The 22,367-nt window shown below is 64.3% G+C and carries 19 protein-coding genes; all 19 read left to right on the top strand.

Features of this window, described 5'->3' with window-relative positions; all coding sequences use genetic code 11:
- The first annotated feature begins 74 nt into the window (after nt 1-74).
- The 19 genes from J2W94_RS17390 (at nt 75) to J2W94_RS17300 (ending at nt 22,361) form a co-directional block, all read left to right on the top strand.
- The gene (locus J2W94_RS17390; RefSeq protein ID WP_310096097.1) at nt 75-2,018 is read left to right on the top strand and encodes a S8 family peptidase; all 1,944 of its coding nucleotides are present in this window, start codon (nt 75-77) and stop codon (nt 2,016-2,018) included.
- A gap of 158 nt (nt 2,019-2,176) precedes the next feature.
- On the top strand, nt 2,177-3,898 hold the full coding sequence (gene gspE / locus J2W94_RS17385; protein ID WP_310096176.1) for a type II secretion system ATPase GspE: 1,722 nt from the start codon (nt 2,177-2,179) through the stop codon (nt 3,896-3,898).
- Between the two features lie 74 nt (nt 3,899-3,972).
- Complete coding sequence (locus J2W94_RS17380) at nt 3,973-4,266, top strand: GIY-YIG nuclease family protein (RefSeq protein WP_310096094.1); 294 nt, start codon at nt 3,973-3,975, stop codon at nt 4,264-4,266.
- A 98-nt stretch (nt 4,267-4,364) separates the two neighbouring features.
- Entirely contained in the window at nt 4,365-5,579 is a 1,215-nt protein-coding gene (gene xpsF / locus J2W94_RS17375) for a type II secretion system protein XpsF (RefSeq protein WP_310096092.1), read from the top strand.
- Nucleotides 5,580-5,673: 94 nt separating this feature from the next.
- Nucleotides 5,674-6,108, top strand: coding sequence for a type II secretion system major pseudopilin GspG (gene gspG, locus J2W94_RS17370; RefSeq protein ID WP_310096090.1), 435 nt, complete (start codon nt 5,674-5,676; stop codon nt 6,106-6,108).
- 9 nt (nt 6,109-6,117) lie between these two features.
- Nucleotides 6,118-6,633 (top strand): type II secretion system protein XpsH, encoded by a 516-nt coding sequence (gene xpsH / locus J2W94_RS17365; protein ID WP_430540647.1) that lies wholly within the window; start codon nt 6,118-6,120, stop codon nt 6,631-6,633.
- A 10-nt stretch (nt 6,634-6,643) separates the two neighbouring features.
- Complete coding sequence (gene xpsI, locus J2W94_RS17360; RefSeq protein ID WP_310096088.1) at nt 6,644-7,081, top strand: type II secretion system protein XpsI; 438 nt, start codon at nt 6,644-6,646, stop codon at nt 7,079-7,081.
- A complete protein-coding gene (locus tag J2W94_RS17355) occupies nt 7,078-7,728 on the top strand; it encodes a prepilin-type N-terminal cleavage/methylation domain-containing protein (RefSeq protein ID WP_310096086.1) in 651 nt (216 codons plus the stop codon). Before xpsI ends, J2W94_RS17355 begins: the two co-directional genes overlap by 4 nt.
- Nucleotides 7,725-8,579, top strand: a complete 855-nt coding sequence (locus J2W94_RS17350; protein ID WP_310096084.1) for a general secretion pathway protein GspK — start codon at nt 7,725-7,727, stop codon at nt 8,577-8,579. Before J2W94_RS17355 ends, J2W94_RS17350 begins: the two co-directional genes overlap by 4 nt.
- Nucleotides 8,576-9,718, top strand: a complete 1,143-nt coding sequence (locus J2W94_RS17345) for a PilN domain-containing protein (protein ID WP_310096082.1) — start codon at nt 8,576-8,578, stop codon at nt 9,716-9,718. The genes J2W94_RS17350 and J2W94_RS17345 overlap by 4 nt, the downstream gene beginning before the upstream one ends.
- Complete coding sequence (gspM, locus tag J2W94_RS17340) at nt 9,699-10,388, top strand: type II secretion system protein GspM (RefSeq protein ID WP_310096080.1); 690 nt, start codon at nt 9,699-9,701, stop codon at nt 10,386-10,388. The genes J2W94_RS17345 and gspM overlap by 20 nt, the downstream gene beginning before the upstream one ends.
- Complete coding sequence (locus tag J2W94_RS17335) at nt 10,378-11,187, top strand: hypothetical protein (protein WP_310096078.1); 810 nt, start codon at nt 10,378-10,380, stop codon at nt 11,185-11,187. The genes gspM and J2W94_RS17335 overlap by 11 nt, the downstream gene beginning before the upstream one ends.
- 9 nt (nt 11,188-11,196) lie before the next feature.
- A complete protein-coding gene (gene gspD, locus J2W94_RS17330) occupies nt 11,197-13,395 on the top strand; it encodes a type II secretion system secretin GspD (protein WP_310096076.1) in 2,199 nt (732 codons plus the stop codon).
- Entirely contained in the window at nt 13,392-14,240 is an 849-nt protein-coding gene (locus tag J2W94_RS17325; protein WP_310096074.1) for a glycosyltransferase family 2 protein, read from the top strand. The genes gspD and J2W94_RS17325 overlap by 4 nt, the downstream gene beginning before the upstream one ends.
- Entirely contained in the window at nt 14,224-15,081 is an 858-nt protein-coding gene (locus J2W94_RS17320) for a glycosyltransferase family 2 protein (RefSeq protein ID WP_310096072.1), read from the top strand. The genes J2W94_RS17325 and J2W94_RS17320 overlap by 17 nt, the downstream gene beginning before the upstream one ends.
- Nucleotides 15,082-15,704: 623 nt before the next feature.
- Nucleotides 15,705-18,827 (top strand): TonB-dependent receptor, encoded by a 3,123-nt coding sequence (locus J2W94_RS17315; RefSeq protein WP_310096172.1) that lies wholly within the window; start codon nt 15,705-15,707, stop codon nt 18,825-18,827.
- Between the two features lie 167 nt (nt 18,828-18,994).
- Nucleotides 18,995-19,753, top strand: coding sequence for a SapC family protein (locus tag J2W94_RS17310; RefSeq protein ID WP_310096070.1), 759 nt, complete (start codon nt 18,995-18,997; stop codon nt 19,751-19,753).
- A 14-nt stretch (nt 19,754-19,767) separates the two neighbouring features.
- Nucleotides 19,768-20,781, top strand: coding sequence for a cupin-like domain-containing protein (locus J2W94_RS17305; RefSeq protein WP_310096067.1), 1,014 nt, complete (start codon nt 19,768-19,770; stop codon nt 20,779-20,781).
- A gap of 59 nt (nt 20,782-20,840) precedes the next feature.
- Nucleotides 20,841-22,361 carry a tryptophan halogenase family protein gene (locus tag J2W94_RS17300; protein ID WP_310096170.1) on the top strand — a complete coding sequence of 507 codons (1,521 nt, stop codon included), beginning with the start codon at nt 20,841-20,843 and terminating at the stop codon, nt 22,359-22,361.
- The last annotated feature ends 6 nt before the right edge of the window (nt 22,362-22,367 follow it).

Raw genomic sequence — 22,367 nt, 5'->3', positions numbered from 1 at the left:
GACTGGGTCCGCAACACCAAGCTTCTAACAAGGCCGCTCAACCCTGTTTCAACTTTCAAGAGGATTGCACCGTGATGAAGAAGAACAAACTCGGATTGGCCGTAGCGACAGTAGTGATGCTGTCTTCAGCAGCGATAGTTCCGGCTCTTGCCGCCGGCCCCGCACAAGGCCGCATCGTTTCTAGGGCGCAAGCCGCGCCCGACTATGTCGGCGCCACGCGTCTGATCGTCAAGTACAAGAACGGTAGCGCCAGTTCCGGCACAGTGGCGGGCAAGCTGACCACCGTGCGCCAGGCCGCCGCTCGCATCGGCTTGCGCCAGAGTGCCGCCACCGGCGCCAAGGCCGCCGTGCCGCTGAATGCCAGCCATGTGCGCAAACTGGCGTTGGGCGCCGATGCGATCAAGCTGTCGCGCAGTCTGTCCGCAAGCGAAACCAATGCACTGGTGGCCGCGCTGCGCGCCGATGCGTCGGTGGAATATGCTCAGGTGGATCGCATGATGCGGGCGGTCGAAGACTTCAGCGCGCCGGTTTCCATGACCTCGGTACTGGCGGCGGCCAGCGGCCGGGTCACGCCGCAGGCGATCCCGGACGACCCCTACTTCTCTGTCTACCAGTGGCATTACGACGATCCCAACGGCGGTATCAACACGCCGGCTGCGTGGGATCTGTCTACCGGCGCCGGCACGGTGGTCGCAGTGTTGGACACCGGCATCCTGCCCACGCATCCGGACCTGGGCAGTGGCACGCACATTCTGCCGGGCTACGACTTCATCACCGATGCGTTCGTGTCGCGCCGTCCCACCGACGATCGCGTCCCCGGCGCGCTGGATCAAGGCGACTGGAACCCGGTCGCGGGCGAATGTTATGCCGGATCGCCGGTACAGGAGAGTTCCTGGCACGGCACCCACACCGCCGGTACGGTGGGTGAATTGACCAACAACGGCAGCGGTGGCGCAGGCGTCGCCTACAACGCGCAGGTGCTGCCGGTGCGAGTGCTCGGTCGCTGCGGCGGCTACACCTCCGACATCGCCGACGCCATCGCTTGGGCTTCAGGCGCCCCCATTGCAGGCGTTCCCAACAACACCAATCCCGCCGAAGTCATCAATCTGAGTCTGGGCGGCGGGGGCGCCTGCGAAGCCTACGAACAGGCCGCCATCAACACAGCCGTAGCCAACGGCAGCCTGGTAGTCATTTCCGCCGGCAACCAGAACGCCAACAGCTCCGGCTATTCGCCCGGCAACTGCCAGAACGTCGTCACCGTGGGCGCCACGCGCATCACTGGCGGACGCGCCAGCTATTCCAACTATGGTGCCAACGTCGATATCGCCGCACCCGGCGGTGGCGGCGGCCAGGACACGGGCAACGGCGGTTGGGACGGCTATGTCTTCTCCACCGGTTGGGACGGCGCGACTACGCCCGAATCCGGCGCGGGTGAGTTCATCTACACGGGCATGGCCGGCACCTCGATGTCGGCGCCGCACGTGACGGCGGTGGCCGCGCTGGTGCAAAGCGCGTTGATCGCAAACGACAAGGATCCGCTGACTCCTACGGCATTGGAAACGCTGCTGAAGACCACGGCGCGGACGTTCCCGGTCACCATTCCGGCCAGCACACCTATCGGCACTGGCATCGTCGATGCCAAGGCCGCGTTGGACAAGGCGTTGGAGGAGCCCTGCGATCCGGCGACCGAGGTCTGTGGTCCGGTGGCCACGCCTTTGGTCAACAAGGTCAACGTCACCGGTCTGTCGGGGGCGGCGGGAAGCGAGAAGCTTTACAGCTTCGAGGCCACGGCCGGTAGCGTGCTCAGCTTCATGACCTTGGGCGGCAGCGGTAACGTGTCCTTGTACGTGAGCTTCGAGGAAGAGCCCAGCGCGACCAGCTACGACTACAAGTCCACGCGCCCGGGCAACAGCGAAACCGTGCGCATCAACGCTCCGCAAACGCAGGCCGGCACGTACTACGTAAAACTGGTCGGTGTGGCCGCCTACAGCGGCGTCACCCTGGTGGCGCGCCAGTAAGCGTTTTCGTCCGCTACGCGCAACACAGGAGCCCCGGCGTTTGCCGGGGTTTCCGTCTGCGGAACCGCCGACCGGAGACCATTCCGCAACGTGGAGGCTGCTAGAGTGTGCCCCGGTTGCTTATGGAGTACCGCGTGAACGCAGCGCTTTCCCCCGACATGCAGCAGGCGAATCCAGGCACGGTCGGCGCCGACGAACGGATCGTCGCGGCCTTGCTTGAGAAAGGCCGGCTGAAGGATGCGGATCTGGCGCGGGCGCGGCGCCTGCAGGAAGAAACCGGCGGCAGTCTGCTGTCGTTGCTGACCCGGCTGGGCCTGGTGTCCGAACGCGACCATGCCGAAACCTGCGCCGAAGTGCTGGACCTGCCGCTGCTCAACCTGAAGCAGGTGCCCGAACTGCCGCCCGAATCCGCAACCGACACCCAGCCGCTGTCGCCGCGCTTCCTGCGCCAGTTCCATGTCTGCCCGCTGGGCGAGAACGAGGGCCGGCTGGACCTGTGGATGGCCGACCCGTACGAGTCCTACGCTCTGGAAGCGGTGCAGTTGGCGACCGGGTATCCGGTGCGGCCATGGGTCGGCCTGCGTTCGGAAATCGACGATCTGATCGAACGCTGGCACGGGCAGGGCCGCAGCGCGATGGGAACGATAGTGGAAGATGCCGACGGCGAGAGCACCGGCAATCTCGACGATGTGGAGCACCTGCGCGATCTGGCTTCCGAAGCTCCAGTAATCCGGCTGGTGAATCTGGTCATCCAGCGCGCGGTCGAGCTGCGCGCCTCCGACATCCATATCGAGCCTTTCGAGAATCGCCTGAAGGTGCGTTACCGCGTCGATGGTGTGCTGGAGGAAGGCGAAAGCCCGCCGGCCAACCTGACCGCGGCGGTGATCAGTCGCGTCAAGATCATGGCCAAGCTCAACATCGCCGAACGCCGCCTGCCGCAGGACGGCCGCATCATGCTGCGCGTGCAGGGCAAGGAACTTGATCTGCGTGTGAGCACCGTGCCCACCGCGCACGGCGAATCGGTGGTGATGCGCCTGCTGGATCGCGAGACGGTGGTGTTCGATTTCCACAAGCTCGGCTTCACCGACCACTTCCTGCCGCAGTTCCAGAAAGTGCTGGAACAACCGCACGGCATCCTGCTGGTCACCGGCCCCACCGGTTCGGGCAAGACCACCACGCTGTATACCGCGCTGAGCAAACTCAACACCGCCGACGTGAAGATCATCACCGTCGAAGATCCGGTCGAATACCAGATCGAGGGCATCAACCAGATCCAGGCCAAACCGCAGATCGGCCTGGATTTCGCGCACGCGCTGCGCAGCATCGTGCGCCAGGATCCGGACATCATCATGATCGGCGAAATGCGCGACCTGGAAACCGCGCGCATCGCCATCCAGTCGGCGCTCACCGGCCACTTGGTGCTGTCCACGCTGCATACCAACAATGCCGCCGGCGGCATCACCCGCATGCTGGACATGGGCGTGGAGGATTACCTGCTGACTTCCACCATCAACGGCATCCTGGCCCAGCGGTTGGTGCGGCGCCTGGAACCGGCGCATGCGGAGAAATACCCGGCGTCGCCCGAGGAAATCGAAAAATTCGCCCTGCGCCGCTATCAGCCGCACGGCGACATATTCCTCTATCGCCCGCGTGGCTCCGCTATCGCGCCGACCGGCTACCTCGGCCGCACCACCATCATGGAATTCCTGGTCATGAACGACGAGCTGCGGCGTGCGGTCATGCGCCACGCGGGAATGGGAGAACTGGAGCAGCTCGCGCGCGATGCGGGAATGCGCACGATGTACGAGGACGGCATCGTCAAGGCATTGAGCGGCGAGACGACGATAGAAGAAGTATTGCGGGTGACGGAGGACGCATAGCTAGAACCAGCGCTACCCCTCCGATCGTCATTCCCGCGAAGGCGGGAACCCAGTGACTTTGCCTTGGAATGCTTATGGACAAGCAGCCAGCCACCTATATTCTCGCAAGCGGGCGCAATGGAACGCTCTACATCGGGGTCACCAGCGATCTGATTGCGAGGGCTTGGCAGCATCGCGAACATATCGTGAAGGGATTTACCAGCAAGCATAATGTAACCCAGCTGGTTTGGTATGAATTGCATGGGGCCATGGAGGACGCGATTACACGGGAAAAGCGCCTCAAGAAATGGAATCGAAGCTGGAAGATAAGGTTAATAGAAGAGCGAAATCCCTACTGGAACGATCTTTGGGACGAGATCATCGGTTAAAGCGATAAAGTCGCTGGGTTCCCGCCTTCGCGGGAATGACGATTCCAAGAGTTCGAGCAACACCCCACACCCACAACTGACGGCCCGCCCGCAATCCGATGCCTCTCTATCGCTACAAAGCCCTGAACACCCGCGGCGAAGTCCTCGACGGCCAGATGGAAGCCGCCAACGACGGCGAGGTGGTGGCGCGCCTGCAGGAACAGGGGCATTTGCCGGTCGAGGCCAAGCTCGCCTCCGAAGGCAGTGGCACCTCGTTGCGTTCGTTGTTGCAGGCCAAGCCGTTCGCTGGCGACCGCCTGGTGCAATTCACCCAGCAACTGGCGACGCTGCTGGGCGCGGGGCAGCCGCTGGACCGTTCGCTGACCATCCTGCTGGAACTGCCGGAAGACGACAAAGCGCGCCGCACCATCGCCGACATCCGCGATGCGGTGCGCGGCGGCGCGCCCTTGTCCACGGCGCTGGAACGGCAGCACGGCACGTTCTCACGCCTGTACATCAACATGGTGCGCGCCGGCGAGGCCGGCGGCAGCATGCACGAGACCCTGCAACGCCTGGCCGACTATCTGGAGCGCAGCCGAGCCATGCGCGGCCGCGTGGTCAATGCGATGATCTATCCGGCGATCCTGGTGGTGGTGGTGGGCTTCGCATTGCTGTTCCTGATGGGTTATGTGGTGCCGCAGTTCGCGCTGATGTACGAAAGCCTGGACGTGACCCTGCCGTGGTTCACGCGCGGCGTACTGGCCGTCGGCCTGTTCGTGCGCGACTGGTGGTTCGTGCTGGTCGCGGTGCCGGCGACCTTGCTGTGGTGGTTCGACCGCAAGCGTCGCGATCCGGTGTTCCGGGATCGTTTCGATGCCTGGTTGCTACAGAAGAAACTGGTCGGTCCGCTGGTGGCGAAGATGGAAACCGCGCGCCTGGCGCGCACCCTGGGCACCCTGCTGAAGAACGGCGTGCCGCTGCTCGCCGCGCTCGGCATCTCCCGCAACGTGCTCGGCAACCGCGCCCTGTCCGCCGATGTCGAGCAAGCCGCCGAGGACGTGAAGAATGGCCATGGCCTCTCCGCTTCGCTGGCCAAAGGCAAGCGCTTCCCGCGGCTGGCGCTGCAGATGATCCAAGTGGGCGAGGAATCCGGCGCGCTGGACGGCATGTTGTTGAAGACCGCCGACACTTTCGAACTGGAAACCGCGCAGGCCATGGATCGCATGCTGGCCGCACTGGTGCCGGTGATCACGTTGGTATTGGCGGCGGTGGTCGGCATGGTCATCATCGCCGTGCTGGTGCCGTTGTACGATCTGACCAATTCGATCGGCTGAGGAGATCGATTGAGGAGCGGCAAGCGATTCAGGAAACGACCCGTTCAGAGATTCACGCCCACACTACCCGCCTCATGATTACAAGGATTTTGTAATGCGAGTTTCACGCTCGATCACCCGTTCTCCCTCGCCAGCCGCGCAGAGCGGCATGAGCCTGTTGGAAATCATCATCGTCATCGTGCTGATCGGCGCGGTGCTCACCCTGGTCGGCAGTCGTGTGTTGGGCGGCGCCGATCGCGGCAAGGCCAACCTGGCCAAGTCGCAGATCCAGACCCTGGCCGGCAAGGTGGAGAACTATCAGCTGGATACCGGCAGCTTGCCTTCGCGGCTGGAAGATCTGGTCACCCAGCCGGGCAACGCGAACGGCTGGCTGGGTCCGTACGCCAAGGCGGCCGAACTCAAGGATCCGTGGGGCCACCCCATCGAGTATCGAGCGCCGGGTGAGGCGCAGCCATTCGACCTGATCAGCCTGGGCAAGGACGGCCAAGTCGGCGGCGATAGCTACAACGCCGACATCAAGTTCGAATAAAACGCCTATATGGAGCGGGGCCGCATCAAGCGCACCTGCCTGCGCCAACCTCCGGTCGGCAGCCTGCGCAAACCGCGGGGCGTTTCCTTATTGGAGATGTTGCTGGTGGTGGCGTTGATCGCCATCGCCGGCATGCTGGCGGCCATGGTGCTGACCGGCGGCCTGGACGGCATGCGCCTGCGTTCGAGTTCCAAGGAAATCGCCGCGCAACTGCGCTACGCGCGTGCGCAGGCCATCGCCACCGGCCAGCCGCAGCGTTTCGTGATCGATCCGGCCCGGCATCAGTGGCAAGGGTCGAACCAGAGGCACGGAAATATTCCGCCATCGCTGGGCGTGGAATTCACCGGAGCGCGCGAAGCCCAGGCGCGCGCGGGCGAAGGCGGCATCCTGTTCTTTCCGGATGGCGCCTCCACTGGCGGCCGGCTGCAGTTGAGCGCGAAGAAGGCGGCATGGCGCATCGACGTGGCCTGGTTGACCGGCGAAGTCAGGCTTGCGCGCGCGCCGGGCGCCGGGTCGCCGCCATGAAATCGCCGCTATGAAATCCGCGCGTTCCCGTCGCCAGCGCGGCTTCACCTTGATCGAGGTGATCATCGCCTTCGCTTTGCTGGCGCTGGCGCTGACTTTGCTGCTCGGTTCGCTGTCAGGCGCGGCGCGGCAGATACGCGCGGCCGACGATAGCGGGCGTGCGACCTTGCATGCGCAATCGCTGTTGGCCCAGTTGGGCGTCGGCGAAATCCTGCAACCGGGCCGGAAGCAAGGTGTTTTCGAGGAGGGACGCTATCGCTGGACGCTGGAAATGGAGCCTTATATCGATCCCGTGAAGCGGCGCTCCCCGCAGGGCGTCGCTTCAGCGCCGCGTTTGCTGCAGGTGCAGTTGGAAGTGGAATGGGGCGATGCCCCGGGCCAGCGGCTGCGGTGGCAGACCCTGCGCCTGACGCCTGCCGACATCAATGCCTCGGCGCTCGTGCCATGAACCGCAATGTCCGCGGCTTCACCTTGATCGAAGTACTGCTGGCGACGGTGCTGCTCGCGGCGGGACTGGCGCTGGCTTTCGCCACCTTGCGTTCGGCCACGGCCATGGTGCAGCGTGGCGAAACCATCGCCCAGCGCAACGAACGCATCCGCGCGGTCGAAGGTTTCCTGCGCCGGCGCATCTCGTCGGCGCAGGCCATCGCCTTCGCCATCGATCCCAATACCCAGAGGCAATACCGCTTCGTCGGCGAAGCGCAGCGCATGCGTTTCGTGGCCGATCTGCCGGACTATTTGGGTCGTGGCGGACCCTATCTGCACGATCTGGTCGCGGCCGATGGGGGGAGCCAGTTGCTGGCTTCATTCGCCATGGTCCAAGCCGGGCAGGCGGTGCGCGAGGCGCAGCCGCGGCCACCGGAAATCCTGGCCGACAACCTGCGCGCCACGCGCTTCCGTTATCGCGGGCTCGACCAGGAAGGCAAGCTGGGCGAATGGCAGGACCGCTGGACTGCCGCCGAATCCCTGCCGCTGCAGGTGTCGATCGATATCGAATCCGCCGATGGCCAGCACTGGCCCGGCCTGGTCGTCTCGCTCGCCCAGGGCACCGGCCAGGACAACGGACTCGGCCAGGGCTTGGAGCCGCCGCCATGAAACGCGAACGCGGCGCGGCCTTGTTGCTGGTGTTGTGGCTGATCGCCTTGCTTACGGCGTTGATCGGCGCGTTCGCCCTGACCGCCCGGGTGGAGGCCCTGCAGGGAAAGATATTGAGCGGTGGCGCCAGGGCCCAGGAGCTGGCGCGGGCCGGAGTGGAGTATTCGTTGGTGCGGCTGGCCGACAGCGAACCTACTACCCGCTGGCTGCCGGACGGACGCAGCTATCGGTGGGGTTATGCGGGCGGCGAGGTCGAACTTCAGATTGTCGATGAAACCGGCAAGGTGGATCTCAACCAGGCTGGGGCGCCCTTGCTCACCGCGCTGATGCAGGCAGTGGGCACCGATCGCGAACAGGCCGAGCGTATCGCCGCCGCCATTCTCGACTGGCGCGATCCCGATCCGCTTACCCAGGTCAATGGCGGCGCGGAAGATCCGGACTATGCGGCGGCGGGGCGCCCTTATGGGGCGAAGGACGCGCCGTTCGAAACCGTGGCCGAGGTCGAGCAGGTCTTGGGCATGACTCCCGAACTGTATGCCCGGCTGGAGCCTTCTCTGACCCTTTACAGCGGTCGCGGCGAACCCGATCCCACTTACGCGCAGGCGCCGGTGCTGACGGCGATGGGGCTGGATCCGGCCGCCTATTTGGCGCAACGCAAGGCCCCGACGCCCGGCGCTGGCGCAGCGCAGCTCGTGGGCGGAGGCAGCGGCACGTATAGTATCGACAGCCGCGCACGGCTGGACGATGGCCGGGTTGCGGTATTACGGACAGTGGTGCGTGCGGGTAGCGGCTCGGTACCGGGTTCGGTGTACACCGCGTTGCGCTGGCAGGAAGGAACGGCACCCCAATGACGACCACTCAGGAAAATCCGTCGCTGATGCAGGGCGTCCGTCGTTACGGCGCCGGAGCGGGCGGCTTTTTCCGCTGGTGGAAGCAGGCGCTGCTGTCGTGGCTGCCTTTGCGCTGGCGGGTGCTGTTCGGACTGGCCAGCAACCGCTTGCTGTTTTCCCAGGTCGGCGACCAGCTGCGCCTGCAGGTCCAGGATGCCGAAGGCCTGCATGAGATCGCCTGGCTGCCGTTGCCGCTGGCACCGGCGGAGCTGGATGCGGTGCTCGGCAACCGCACCGGCAAACTGCCGCGTTGGCTGTTGCTGCCGGCGGCTAGCGCCCTGCAACGCCGCCTGTTGTTGCCCGCCGCAGCGGCCGAGCGCTTGCGCGATGTGGTCGGCTTCGAGGTCGACCGCCAGACTCCGTTTACCGCCGATAGCGTGCGTTTCGACGCGCGCGTGCTGGAACGCCGCGCCGACGGTCAGCTGGATACCGAACTGGTAGCCGTTCCACGCGCCCGTTTCGACGCGGCGCTGGCGGGACTGGGCGGCTTGGCCGGATCGCTGGCGGGCGTGGATGCCAGCGACGCGAGCGGCCGACCCCTGGGCGTCAACCTGCTTCCGACGGAAATACGCCGCGACAGCCACGATGCGATGCGGGGATGGAACTGGGCGCTAGGAGCGATCGCGCTGCTTGGGATAGCCACTGCGTTCTGGCAGGTTCTGGATAACCGGCGGGATGCCGCGGAAGCTTTCGCCAAACAGGTCGAAATCCGCGCCGCCCAGGCCAGGGCCGTGGCCGCCGAGCGCCAGCAGCTGGTCGATATCGTGGAAGGCGCCGCCTTCCTGGACCGCGCGCGCGCCGCGCGTCCCACCACCGTGGAGATCCTGGACGAACTCAGCCGCCGGCTGCCGGACAATACCTATCTGGAGAAAGTCGGAATAGAAGGCGACCGCCTGCTTCTGATCGGCCTGAGCCCTGAGGCCTCGGCGTTGGTTGGGCGTATGGAAGGGTCTCGGTTGTGGCGCGCGCCCGCGCTCAGCGGCGCCCTGCAGCCCGATCCGCGGACTCGGCTCGACCGTTTCAGCCTGACTGCCGACCTTGCCACCGCACCGAAGCCGGCTGCCAGCACGGGAGCCGCCAATGGCGCTCGTCAGCCCTGATCGCAGCCGCCCTGATCGCGACCGCTGGCTGGCGCTGGGATTGCTGCTAGCGGCGTTTCTGCTCGCCTATCTGCTGCTCGTCCATCCGCTGTGGACCGCGCCGATGCTGGAAGTCCAGGACCGCATCGACAGCGCGCGCGAACGCGAGCTGCGCGTGCGCACCCAATTGCAGCAAGCGCCGGAGATAAAGAAGGGGTTGGACGCGGCGAGGGCTCAGCAGTCGCAGCGACCGGGCTTTCTGCCCGAAGCCACTTCGGAACTGGCCACCGCAGGATTGGTGAAACGCTTGGAAACAGTGGTGCTGGAAGCCAGCCCCGGCAATCGCAGCTGCGCGATCACCAATCGTTCTCCGCTCGCCCAACCCGGTAGCGAGCGCTTCGCGGCAGTGGTGGTGCAGGTCCGTCTGAGTTGCGGCACGCCGGAGCTGGCCTCCGTCCTGTATGCGCTGGAAAGCGGAACGCCGCGCCTGTTCGTGGAAAATCTGAATGTACTGAGCATGGGCTATTCGTTCATGCCGGGGCAGTCCAGCGCCGGCTTGGATGTCAGTTTCGACTTGTACGGCTACCTGCGTCCGCCCGGCGCGTGGGCATCGCCTCTGTCGCCGCCGCCACCCGCAGCACCGGCCAGTGCGCCCGCGCCCGCCATGCCGGGAGCGATCGATGCGAATTGACTCCTTCGGACCGCGCAGCTGGTTGCTGGCCGCACTGGCCGGCTGGGCGCTGTTGGTGTGGGTGCTGGCCCTGTTCGGTCTGGGCGGACAGATTCGTCCGCTGCCGGATGATCCAAGCCTGGTCAGCGCGTTGCCGAAGCTTCCGCAGCAGGTGCCGGAACGTCTCGGACCGCTGGCGCAATATTCCGAGATCGCCGCGCGTCCTTTGCTTTCCCAGAACCGCAAGCCGCAAGCTTTTTTCATCTCTGGACAAGAAGGCGGCGAACAGCCGCAGACCTTCGATTTCGTCTTGACCAGCGTGTTGATTACGCCGCAGCTGCAGATGGCGATCCTGCAGCCAACAGGCGGCGGAGAAGGCGTGCGCCTGAAGGTCGGAGACGCGCCTGAAAGCGCGCAAGGCTGGCGCGTGTCGGAGATTCATCCGCGTAGCGTGGTGATCGAAGGGCCGGAGGGACCGCGCACGTTGGAACTGCGGGTTTTCGACGGACTCAGCGGCCAACCGCCCAGCGCGACGCCCGCTTCGGCCGGATCGGGCGCACCGATTCAGCCTCCTGGGCCAGGGACGGCGGCGGCGCCGCCAGGCTCGCCGGTCATGACCACGCCCTCGCGGCCCATGCCGGTATCGCCTGCGACCAACGCCGGTCCAGTACCCCCGCCGGGCAATGAGCCTGTACCCCAGGCCGAAGCTCCGATGACCACCGAACAGCAGATGGAAGCGATCCGCAAGCGCATCGAAGCGCGGCGCGCGCAGCTGCGCCAGCAGGGCCAAGCCCCGCCTCCCCCGAACAAGACCAAGTAGAGTGCCGGCATGAAGTCACGTTTGATCCTGGTATCCGTTTTGACCGGCCTGTTGGCGGCATGCGCCAGCGTGCCCACTCCCGATGTGCGGCGGCAGGCCGATCTCAACCGTGCCGCCGGCGCCGGGGAGGCGCAGACCTCGCCCTTGAACTCGGTCGAAGAACCCGAGACCGGCCCGCAGGCGGTGATCCGTCGCGGCAACGGCCAGATGATCAACCGCAGCGCTGCGTCCGCGCCGCCGCCTTCGCTGGCGGGGATGAGCGGCGGCGGGGCCAGCTTCAATTTCGAAGGCGAGTCCGTGCACGCGGTGGTCAAGGCCATCCTGGGCGACATGTTGGGCCAGAACTACGTGATCGCGCCCGGTGTGCAGGGCACGGTCACCCTCGGCACGCCCAAACCGGTTTCCCCCGCGCAGGCGATGACCTTGCTGGAGCAAGTGCTGGCGCAGAACAACGCGCGCATGGTCTACAGCGACGGCCGCTACAACATCATGCCGGCCGATCAGGCTTTGGCCGGTACGCTGGCGCCGCGAACCGGCCCCGCTTCCAACGCGCGCGGTTTCGAAGTGCGCGTGGTGCCGCTGCGTTTCATCTCCGCCAGCGAAATGAAGAAGGTGCTGGAACCCTACGCGCGTCCCAACGCCATCGTCGGCATCGATTCCACCCGCAACGTCATCACCCTGTCGGGCACGCGCAGCGAACTGGAAAACTACCTGCGCACGGTCGAGATCTTCGACGTCGACTGGCTGTCGGGCATGTCGGTGGGCGTGTTCCCGCTCGAATCCGGGCGCGCCACCAAAGTGGTCGCAGATCTCGAGAAGGTGTTCGGCGAAAGCAGCAAGACGCCCAGCGCCGGGATGTTCCGCTTCATGCCGCTGGAAGGCGCCAACGCGGTGCTGGTCATTACTCCGCAGGCCGCTTATCTGGACCAGATCCAGGACTGGTTGGAACGCATCGATGGCGCCGGGGAGGGCTCGCGCCTGTTCTCGTATGAACTGAAGTACATCAAGGCCAAAGACCTGGCCGATCGTTTGGCTGAAGTGTTCGGCGCCGGTCGTAGCGGCAACGGTCAGGAAACCGGCGGCAACTCGCCCGCGTCGCTGATGCCCGGCACCGATCCGGTGCAAATCAAGGACGGCGCCGATGGCGGCAGTGTCGATTTTGGCGGTAACAACAGCTCCAGTGGCGATGCCTCCTCCTCATCGGGTGGTGGCCTGGGAAGCGGCTCGCTGGCGCTCAACCAGCGCACCGGGGGCAATGGCAGTGTGACTCTGGAGGTGGAAGGCGACCGTGTAGGTGTTTCTGCGGTCGAGGAAAGCAATACCTTGTTGGTGCGCTCCAGCGCTACCGCCTGGAAGTCGATCAAGGACGTGATCGAGAAGCTCGACATCATGCCCATGCAGGTGCACATCGAAGCACAGATAGCGGAAGTCAATCTGACTGGCGACCTCAGCTATGGCGTCAACTGGTATTTCGAGAATGCCGTCAATGCAGCAACAACTGCAGGCGGCGCAGGTCTTCCGAGTGCGCTGGGTCGTGGCATTTGGGGCGACATTTCCGGCAGCATCACCGGTAGCGCCGGTCTGGGCTGGACTTTCCTGGGCAAGAACGCGGCGGCCGTGATCACCGCACTCGACGAGATCACCGATGTGCGACTGTTGCAGACGCCCTCCGTCTTCGTCCGCAACAATGCCGAAGCCACGCTCAACGTGGGCAGTCGGATTCCGATTTCATCGGTGACGGTGAATCCGGGGGTGGGTGGGGACAGTACTTACAGCCAAGTGCAGTACCTGGATACCGGCATCATCCTGAAGGTGAGGCCGCGCGTTACCAAGGACGGCATGGTCTTCCTGGACATCGTCCAGGAAGTAAGCACGCCGGGCGATATCCCCGACGATAACGGCAACGTTCGCATCAATACGCGTCGCCTCAAGACCGAAGCCGCCGTACAGGCCGGAGATACGGTGATGCTGGCGGGCCTTATCAGCGACTCGGCATCGAACGGTTCCTCCGGCGTGCCGGGGCTCAGCCGCATTCCCTTCATTGGTTCGTTGTTCGGCAAGAAAACGCAGAACTCCACTCGCAACGAAGTGATCATCTTGCTGACGCCCACCATCGTGCGCAATCCGCAGGAAGCACGCGATCTCACCGACGAGTACGGACAGAAGTTCCGCGCCCTGGAACCTCTGCACCAGCCCAAGAAAAAGTGAGCCAATCGCCCGCCGCCGCGCTGCCCGTCATCCTGTTGCCGGTCGGCGTCGACGACGATGCGCTGGACGCCTGTCTGGGCGCGCTGGATGCCGGCACGCCCCCCGGCGCCCGCATCTGGCTGGCCGACGACGCGCAGGCCGGTCCACGCGCCAGCGCCATCATCGAACGCTGGTTGAAACGGACACCGCTGCAGGCCGATTACACGCGCCGCCAGAGCATGATCGGCGAAGTCGCGCATCTGGATGAAATGCTCAACGTCTGCGCCGGCGCGGACGTAGTGGTGCTAGCGCCCGATGCGCAACCGTTGCCCGGTTGGTTGCAGCGGTTGTCGGCCTGTTTTTCCCGCGACGCGTCCATCGCCAGCGCCACTCCCTGGTGCAATGCGGGCGAAGCCGCGTCGTGGCCGCGCCTGGGCGAGATCACCGAGGCGCCGCACGATTTCGAACGCACCGCCGCCGCTTGCGCCGCCATGCCGCCGTTGCACCCCGAACTCCCCTCTGCGGTCAATCACGCGGTCGCGCTGCGCGGAAGCGCGCGTCAACGCGCCGGCGGCCTGGACAAGAGCAGCTATGCCTCCTGGTACGCGGCGTTGATCGACCTTTCCCTGCGCATGTCCGGACTGGGCTGGCGCAACGCCCTGTGCGAAACCGCCTTCGTCGCCCGCGGCGGCGAAGGCTTGCCCGCCGATGGCGATATGGACGCGCTCAACGCGCGCTGGCCGGCCTGGCACGCAAGGCTGGCGAACTTCCTGATGCAGGATCCGTTGCGCGAACCGCGCGAACGACTGGCCGCGTTGTACGCAGAAACCGGATCGGCGGAGCCGCAACGTGAACTCTTCTCCTGACCGCGACGGCATCGCGGCCATCGTGGTCAGCCACGAAAGCGCGAGCACCCTTGAAGACTGCTTGCTGCGCTTGCGCGCCGCACGAGGCGTGGTGGAAATCCGGGTGATCGACAATGCCTCGCTCGACGGTACGCTGGACATCATCCAGCGCCATGCGGCGAAGGACGCGCGCGTGCGCTTTGTCGGCAATCCCGACAATCCCGGATTCGCGGTTGGCTGCAATCAAGGCGCAAAGGAATCGTCCGCGTCCTGGCTGGCCTTCGTCAATCCCGATCTGCTGGTGGAATCGGACACGCTCTTGCGTCTGCGTGCGCATGCCGAAGCGGTAGGCGGCGATTCGCTGCTCGGCGTGGACCTGGTGGACGAAGCCGGAGTCCACGACGAAGCGGCGCGGCGGCGCGATCCGGATTTCGGAGCGATGCTGTCCTCGCCCGCACAAGCGGCAAAACTCGGCGTGCCGCGCGACGAAGCGCTAAGCCTGCAGCCAGTGGATGCCGTATCGGGTGCGTTGATGCTGATGCCGCGCGTTCTGTTCGACCTGCTCGGTGGATTCGACGCAGCTTATCGTCTGCATGCCGAAGATCTCGATCTCTGTCGCCGCGCGCGCGCAGCCGGCGCAGTCGTCGCGGTGGCCAACGATATCCGCGTAGTGCATGTGCGCGGCGTCTCCAGCCGCTCGCGTCCGATCTTCGTCGAATGGCATAAACATCGTGGCCTATGGCGCTACTTCCGCAAATTCGAGTCGCCGCAACGAAGCGTACTGACACGCCTCGGCGTGTGGTGCGCGATCTGGATGCATTTTCCGATCGCGCTTTGCAGAAAACTGATCGCCTCGAGCTGAAGTTCCTCGCCAAGCGCAGTTTGGCGACCGCCTAAGCGTGGTAAGCCGAAGCCGTTACAGCTGCAAGTAATCGTTGACCACCATCAGAACAGGTGGGAATCGCAGTAGCTGCGCGCCTGAAAACGATTCCACAAAACAGCGCGTACGACCGAAGCGGCGAAGGTTAAATTTTCGTGCTGCACTGCACGGTGACACGTTAGAACGACCATGTTATCTCTGACGCCGCGATATGTTAGCGCTATCACTTTGCGTCGCAACGACACGAGCCATCCACTGCGTCGACGGTGTGGAAGGTCGCTAGCAGCGCCGTAGTCGCACGGGCTTAATCGATTCGCAAGGGGATAGATTCGTAATCGGTACGACTGGAACGGGCGTTGCATGAACCGGTTCGGAAGAAACAGGCTGTGGCCTGCATGTGCTCGAGGGGAGCGATGACATCCATCGACTGAAGCAATAGGGAAGGGTACTCAGATCGGAAATTGCAGTGTCGGTGCCTCGCGCTGACGACAACCGCGGTAAAGGCCAAAGCCGCATCACATGCCGTGAAAGACTTGCCATTTGGCCGCTCCACTACAGTGCTGAGGACATAATTCATGAAGTCGAAGCGATTCAAGTCGAAGGCCATGTTCACCTTCGTTGGCGGCGTGTTGATCATCAACCCAGCTTTCGCCCAGGACAAGTCCGCGCAAGACGCATCGGCGCAAAGCGCGCCGGCGCAGGAAACTCAGCAGCAAGCACCGGACGAGGCGACCACGCTCGATACGATCGTGGTCACCGGCATCCGCAGCAGCCTCAACCAGGCGATGGGAATCAAGCGCGACTCCGCCGGCGTGGTCGATGCGATCAGCGCCGAGGACATCGGCAAGTTCCCGGACACCAACCTGGCCGAGTCTTTGCAGCGCATCACCGGCATCTCGATCGAGCGCCGCGATGGCGAAGGCGCGCAGGTCACCGCGCGTGGTTTCGGCCCGCAGTTCAACATGGTCACCCTCAACGGCCGCCAGATGCCCGGCGCAGACGCCTTCGGTGCGGCCGGCCAGGTGGCGATCGGCGGCGTGGACGGCGGTACCCGCGCGTTCAACTTCGCCCAGCTTGCGGCCGAGGCGATCAGCGGCATCGAGGTCTACAAGACCGGCCAGGCGCAGGTTCCGAGCGGCGGCATCGGCGCGACCATCAACATCCTGACCGACAAGCCCTTCAACCATGAGGGCATTGTCGCCAGTGCTGGCGTCAAGGCGGTCTCCGATCGTTCGCAACCGTTCGAGAACGACATCACCCCGGAAGTGTCCGGTATCTTCAGTTTCACCAATGCCGACAAGACCTTCGGCATCGGCGTCAGCGCCAGTTCGCAGAAGCGCAAGGGCGGCTCGGTGCAGGCGACCGAGAACTACTGGAACGTCCAGCCGTGGACCGGGACCATGCCCGGCAACCCGAACGTAGTGAACGCGCCCGCCGTCGGCGACCTCTACGCCCGTCCCAACGATTTGCGTTACGCCTTCTCCGAGTTCGAGCGCGAGCGGGTCAACGGGCAGGCGGTGGTGCAGTTCGCGCCGACCGACAGCCTGACCCTGACCCTGGACTACACCTACTCGACCAACGAAATCACCGAGAATCGCGGTGAGCAAAGTATGTGGTTGCAGAACAGCCAGTACACCGACATAGAGTTCGACACCAGCGGCGCGGTGGCCACCCCGGTCTACATCCGCGAAGTCGCCGGCACCAAGGACTTCGGCCTGGAACAGCAACGCAGCATGCAGAAGTACAAGCTGGGCTCGCTGGGCTTCAATGCGGTGTGGGATGTCAGCGACGACTTTCGCCTGAGTTTCGACGCGCACAACTCCAAGAACGAGAGCCGGCCGAACGACCCGTTGACCGGCGGCGGCTCGATCTTCGCGAGTATCGCGGGCACCAACAATTGCACCACCGGCCCGCACTGCGGTGGGTCATGGGTACAGGAGCTGTTCTTCAACGACGGACTGCCACGGGGCTCGCAGACCTGGTATCCGAGCACCGCGGACGCGGTGGCCGGTACCAACGGCGTCGTGAACCCTGGCTTTGTCGAGGGCGAAATCGGCTCGCAGGTGCTGCGAATCAACGCACAGACTCAGGTCAGCGAGATCAAGCAGGGCCGTATCGACGGCGAATGGACTTTCGACAGTGGCCGTTTCCAGTTCGGCGTCGACAGCTCGAAGTCTTCGACTCACCGGCTGCAGGCTGCGGAGAACTACTCGACCCTGGGCGACTGGAGCGTTGCCAACGTGGATAGCGACGTTGCCAATGGCCTGATGGATCTGATCGAGCCGTACAACATCGCGGGTCTGTTCAATGATTACAACGTCAGCAGCAGCAATGGCGCGTGGCGCGGTGATGCTGGCGAGTTGGCGCAATGGGCCGCCGACCACTACGGTGCCGGCATCGGCGTGAGTGCGCAGAACGCGGCCGACAACCGCGTCGAGGAAAACACCAAATCGGCGTACATGCAGGTGCAACTGGACGGTGAACTGGGTGGCATGCGGACCAATACCCGCATAGGCGTGCGCTATGAAACGACCAAGGTGGTTTCGACGTCGGTCATTGCCATCCCCGAAGCCATCGAGTGGCAAGCCAACAACGATTTCCGTATCGTCCTGTCCGATGAGCAGCAGCCGTTCAGCGAAAAGTCCAGCTACAGCTACATCCTGCCCAACTTGGACTTCAGCATCGACTTCACCGACCAACTGAAAGGCCGCGCCTCGTTCGGCAAGACCATCGCCCGCGCACCTTTCGGCAATCTGTACGCCGGTCCTGGCGCGCAGCAACCGAGCGGTTCGGTGCTGATCGACCCGTCCACCCGCGCCAGCGGCAACGCGCAGAATCCGGGCTTGAAACCGCTGGAATCGGACAACCTCGACTTGGCTTTGGAGTGGTACTTCGCCGATGCCAGTTATGTCTCGCTGACTTATTGGAACAAGTCGGTGGCCAACTTCATCGGCAATACCGTGGTCCAGGAACCGCTGTACGGACTGACCGATCCGACCAGTGGCCCGGATGCGCAGACGGCTTTGGCCTTCCTGACAAGCGCGGCCTGCGTCACCCAGGTCGGTGCGGCCAACGCCGCGGCCTGTTCAGCCAACGACACTTCGTTGTTCACCGCGCTGGCGCTATTGCGCAACGATCCCGCCGGGTTGGCGGCCTTCAACGGTACCGGTGCGCAGCAACTGGCGACGGAAAACGCGTACAACCTGGTTGGCGAAGCCGATGATCCGCTGTACATGTTCAACGTCAACCGTCCGGTCAACCAGAATCAGGCCAAGCTGCACGGCTTGGAACTGGGCGGCCAGTACTTCTTCGGCGACAGCGGTTTTGGCGTCCTCGCCAACTACACCAGCGTCATGGGTGACGTGGGCTTCGACAACGGGGGCGATCCGGCCATCGACCAGTTCTCGCTGACAGGACTGAGCGATACTGCCAACGCCATATTCATGTACGAGAAATACGGCTGGTCCGTGCGCCTGGCCTGGAACTGGCGCGACGAGTATTTGATCCTGGCCAACCAGGGCGGCAGCCGCAACCCTTACTACGTCGAAGAGTACGAACAGTGGGATCTGAGCGTGAACTACGCGCTCAACGATCACTGGTCGTTCGGCTTGGAAGGGATCAACCTGACCGGCGAGGACGTGCGCTGGCACGCGCGAACCACGGAACAGATCGTCAAACTGGCCGACCAGAGCCCGCGGTACATGCTCGGAGTGCGCTACAAGTTCTGAGTTCAGCGACATCTCCTCTCCCGACGTCGCCAAAGCGGGACCGCTGCGAAAGCAGCGGTCCCTTTTATTGAGGCATGCGGCGCGAGAGGTTCCCGCTTGCCGGCGCGAGGTTTTTCTGCAATGGTCGCCGTGGCTCAAATCGCATCCGTTTAATTGCTGGAACCGAGATGGCGCGCTACGAACTGCTCAACAACGTGACGCATAAGGACCTGCGCGTGATCGCCGGATTCGGCCGCCAATTCGGCGACGAGATCGGCATGGTGCCGGCATTCCCAAGCGAATACGCCGAGCTGCAAAGGGAATATCCGATTTTCTTCCGCAAGGACGGCGACGACGGCCAATGGCAATCGGTGGCGCTGCTTGGGTTCGAACAGCATGAGAATCTGTTCCTGCAAGACGGCCGCTGGAATGCCGCCTATCTGCCGGGGGCCGTCGCCAAGGGGCCGTTCCTGATCGGCTTCCAGGAACAACGCATCGATGGTGAGTTGCGCAAGGAGCCGGTGATCCATGTCGACCTGGAGCATCCGCGCGTCAGTTTCAGCGACGGCGAGCCGGTATTCCTGCCGCACGGCGGCAACAGTCCCTACCTGCAGCACATCGCCGGCGTGCTGCGCGGCATTCGCGACGGAGCGGAGTTCGGCACTGCCATGTTCGCCGCGTTCGATGCGATGGGTCTGATCCAGCCGGTCAACCTCGACGTGCAACTCGACGACAGGCACCGCGTCAACGTCAACGGCCTGTACGGCATCGACCGCGAAAAGCTGGCCGCGCTCGACGCCGAATCGCTGTTGCGCCTGAACCAGGCCGGCTTCCTCGAAGGCGCCTATCTGGTGCTGGCGTCGCTGCACAACATGCGCCGGCTGATGGCGGAAAAGCAGCGCCGCTTGCGCTTGCACGACGCTGCGGCGCCCGAACGCGCGGCGTGAGCGGGAGGGTCGAGGTGGCGGGCAACATACGCGTGATCGAAGACTGCCTGCCCGACGCACTGCCGCTGGACGAATTGCTGGCGTCGGGGCAGCCGGCAGTGCTGAAAGGCATCGCACGCGGTTGGGGATTGGTGCAGGGCGGGCTGGAATCCATGCAGACGGCGATGGCCTATTTGCGCGGTTTCTACAACGGCAGGCCGGTGCAGTATTCCTACGGTGGTCCGGAAGTGGCCGGGCGTCCGTTCTACAACGACGATTTCACCGACTTGAATTGCGAAGTACGGCGCGGCGGGCTCGACCAGGTGCTGGATGAAATCGCTGCGCATGCGGGCGACGCCCATCCGCCCACTTACTACATGGCGTCGCTGCCGATCGATGGCTGTCTGCCTGGTTTCCGCGCCGCGAACGATCTCGATTTCGCCGCGCACGGCGTGCAGGCGCCGCCGAGCATCTGGATCGGCAACCGCGTCACCGCCTCCTGCCATTACGACGCGCCGGACAACATCGCCTGCTGCACCGTCGGACGACGGCGTTTCACCTTGTTTCCGCCGGAACAGATCGCCAATCTCTATCCCGGTCCGTTGGAACCGACGCCGGGCGGTCAGGCGGTCAGCGTGGTCGATTTCGCCGCTCCCGACTTCGAACGTTATCCGCGCTTCCGCGAAGCGCTGGCATGCGGGCAAAGCGCGCTCCTGGAGCCGGGCGATGCCGTCTTCATTCCCAGCATGTGGTGGCACCATGTGCAGGCGCTGGATGCGTTCAATGTGCTGGTCAATTACTGGTGGAGCAGTTCGCCCGCTTACATCCCCACCCCGATGCACGCGGTTTACCACGCGCTGTGGACGATTCGCGACCGGCCGGAAAGGGAAAAGCAGGCTTGGCGGAATGTATTCGAGCACTACGTCTTCGGACCGGGAGAGCGGGCGGGCGAGCACTTGCCGGAGGCGGCGCGCAACGTGTTGGGACCCATGGACGAAACGCTCGCGCGGCAGATCCGCGCCATGTTGATTGGAAAACTGAACCGCTGAGGGTGTGAACAGCTCTCGTGCCGCATCCGTCGCAAAGGGGAGAAAGCGAGTTGGACAAGTTGGATAAAGGCCAGATACGCAAGGTGGTGATCGCCGGCGGCGGCACCGCGGGCTGGATTGCGGCGTGCGCGCTGTCGCACCAGTTCCGGGGCCGGCTGGAAATCACCCTGGTCGAGTCGGAACAGATCGGCACCGTCGGCGTCGGCGAATCGACCGTGCCGCCTATCCGTACCTTCCACCGTTTCCTGCAGATCGACGAGCAGGAGTTCCTGCGCGCCGTCGCCGGCACCTTCAAGCTTTCCATCTCTTTCGAGAACTGGCGCCGGCCGGGCGAGCGCTACATCCATCCGTTCGGCATCACCGGGCAGAGCACGCTGGCCTGCGGCTTCCATCACTTTTGGCTCGATAGCTTGCGCCGCGGCATGCAGTCGGAACTGGGCGATTTCTGCCTGGAAACGGTAGCCTCGCGTGGCGATCAGTTCTCGCTTCAAACACAACCACAGGTCAACTACGCCTACCATTTCGATGCGAGTCTGTATGCGCGTTTCCTGCGCCGCATTTCGGAGGGCTACGGGGTTAAGCGCATCGAGGGCAAGATCCACGAAGTCAGGCAACGCGCGGAAGATGGCTTCGTCGAAGCGCTGGTGCTGGAAGACGGACAGGTCATCGAAGGCGATCTGTTCGTCGATTGCACCGGATTCCGTGGCCTGCTGATCGAGCAGACCTTGAAGAGCGGTTACGAAGACTGGAACCACTGGCTTCCCAGCGATCGCGCCGTGGCGGTGCAGACCGAATCGATCGGCCCGCCGGTGCCGTATACGCGCGCCATCGCGCACGAAGCCGGCTGGCGCTGGCACATCGCGCTGCAGCACCGCGTCGGTTGCGGGTTGGTGTTCTCCAGCCGCCACATGTCCGACGACGAGGCGCGGGCCAAGCTGCTGCGCGAGGTGGGCGCGAAACCGATCAAGGAGCCGTGGCTGGTGCCGTTCCGCACTGGCCGCAGGCTAAAAGCGTGGAACAAGAACGTGGTGTCGCTGGGCCTGGCCAGCGGTTTCATCGAGCCGCTGGAATCGACCAGCATCCATCTGACCATCAGCGCCGTGGTGCGCCTGATCCAACTATTTCCCTTCGATGGCATCCCATCGTCGCTGGTCGACCTCTACAACGATGTCAGCCGCGCCGAAATGGAACACGTGCGCGACTTCATCATCCTGCATTACCACGCCAACCAGCGCGACGAACCGATGTGGAAAGAATGCCGCGAGATGGAACTGCCCGAATCGCTGGCGATGCGCTTGCGCGCCTGGCGCGAGCGTGCGCACGCGTGGCAGGGCGCGGACGAACTCTTCCGGGTGGACTCGTGGACGCACGTGCTGTTGGGGCAGGGCATCAAGCCGGAGCAGCATCACCCGCTGGCGCGCGCGCTACCCTATCAGGACATGCGCAAGCTATTGGATTCGATCAGGCAGCCGATCGAGCGGACGGTGGCGCAGATGCCGCCGCAGCAGGAATTCATAGAGCGCTATTGCAAGGCCGCGCCCGAGGTGTGGGGGACGAGAATGCCGGCGGCGACGGCCTAGGAAGAT

It is taken from the genome of Pseudoxanthomonas sacheonensis (assembly GCF_031455975.1).
GTDB classification, from domain to species: domain Bacteria; phylum Pseudomonadota; class Gammaproteobacteria; order Xanthomonadales; family Xanthomonadaceae; genus Pseudoxanthomonas_A; species Pseudoxanthomonas_A sacheonensis_A.
The sequence above is the reverse complement of the archived record's forward strand: the minus strand, read 5'-3'. Positions and strand labels throughout refer to the sequence as shown.

What these genes read in the sequence shown, in the direction of transcription:
- J2W94_RS17390 (WP_310096097.1), top strand. Translation starts at nt 75, where the DNA reads ATGAAGAAGAACAAACTCGGATTGGCCGTAGCGACAGTAGTGATGCTG.
- gspE (WP_310096176.1), top strand. Translation starts at nt 2,177, where the DNA reads ATGCAGCAGGCGAATCCAGGCACGGTCGGCGCCGACGAACGGATCGTC.
- J2W94_RS17380 (WP_310096094.1), top strand. Translation starts at nt 3,973, where the DNA reads ATGGACAAGCAGCCAGCCACCTATATTCTCGCAAGCGGGCGCAATGGA.
- xpsF (WP_310096092.1), top strand. Translation starts at nt 4,365, where the DNA reads ATGCCTCTCTATCGCTACAAAGCCCTGAACACCCGCGGCGAAGTCCTC.
- gspG (WP_310096090.1), top strand. Translation starts at nt 5,674, where the DNA reads ATGCGAGTTTCACGCTCGATCACCCGTTCTCCCTCGCCAGCCGCGCAG.
- xpsH (WP_430540647.1), top strand. Translation starts at nt 6,118, where the DNA reads ATGGAGCGGGGCCGCATCAAGCGCACCTGCCTGCGCCAACCTCCGGTC.
- xpsI (WP_310096088.1), top strand. Translation starts at nt 6,644, where the DNA reads ATGAAATCCGCGCGTTCCCGTCGCCAGCGCGGCTTCACCTTGATCGAG.
- J2W94_RS17355 (WP_310096086.1), top strand. Translation starts at nt 7,078, where the DNA reads ATGAACCGCAATGTCCGCGGCTTCACCTTGATCGAAGTACTGCTGGCG.
- J2W94_RS17350 (WP_310096084.1), top strand. Translation starts at nt 7,725, where the DNA reads ATGAAACGCGAACGCGGCGCGGCCTTGTTGCTGGTGTTGTGGCTGATC.
- J2W94_RS17345 (WP_310096082.1), top strand. Translation starts at nt 8,576, where the DNA reads ATGACGACCACTCAGGAAAATCCGTCGCTGATGCAGGGCGTCCGTCGT.
- gspM (WP_310096080.1), top strand. Translation starts at nt 9,699, where the DNA reads ATGGCGCTCGTCAGCCCTGATCGCAGCCGCCCTGATCGCGACCGCTGG.
- J2W94_RS17335 (WP_310096078.1), top strand. Translation starts at nt 10,378, where the DNA reads ATGCGAATTGACTCCTTCGGACCGCGCAGCTGGTTGCTGGCCGCACTG.
- gspD (WP_310096076.1), top strand. Translation starts at nt 11,197, where the DNA reads ATGAAGTCACGTTTGATCCTGGTATCCGTTTTGACCGGCCTGTTGGCG.
- J2W94_RS17315 (WP_310096172.1), top strand. Translation starts at nt 15,705, where the DNA reads ATGTTCACCTTCGTTGGCGGCGTGTTGATCATCAACCCAGCTTTCGCC.
- J2W94_RS17310 (WP_310096070.1), top strand. Translation starts at nt 18,995, where the DNA reads ATGGCGCGCTACGAACTGCTCAACAACGTGACGCATAAGGACCTGCGC.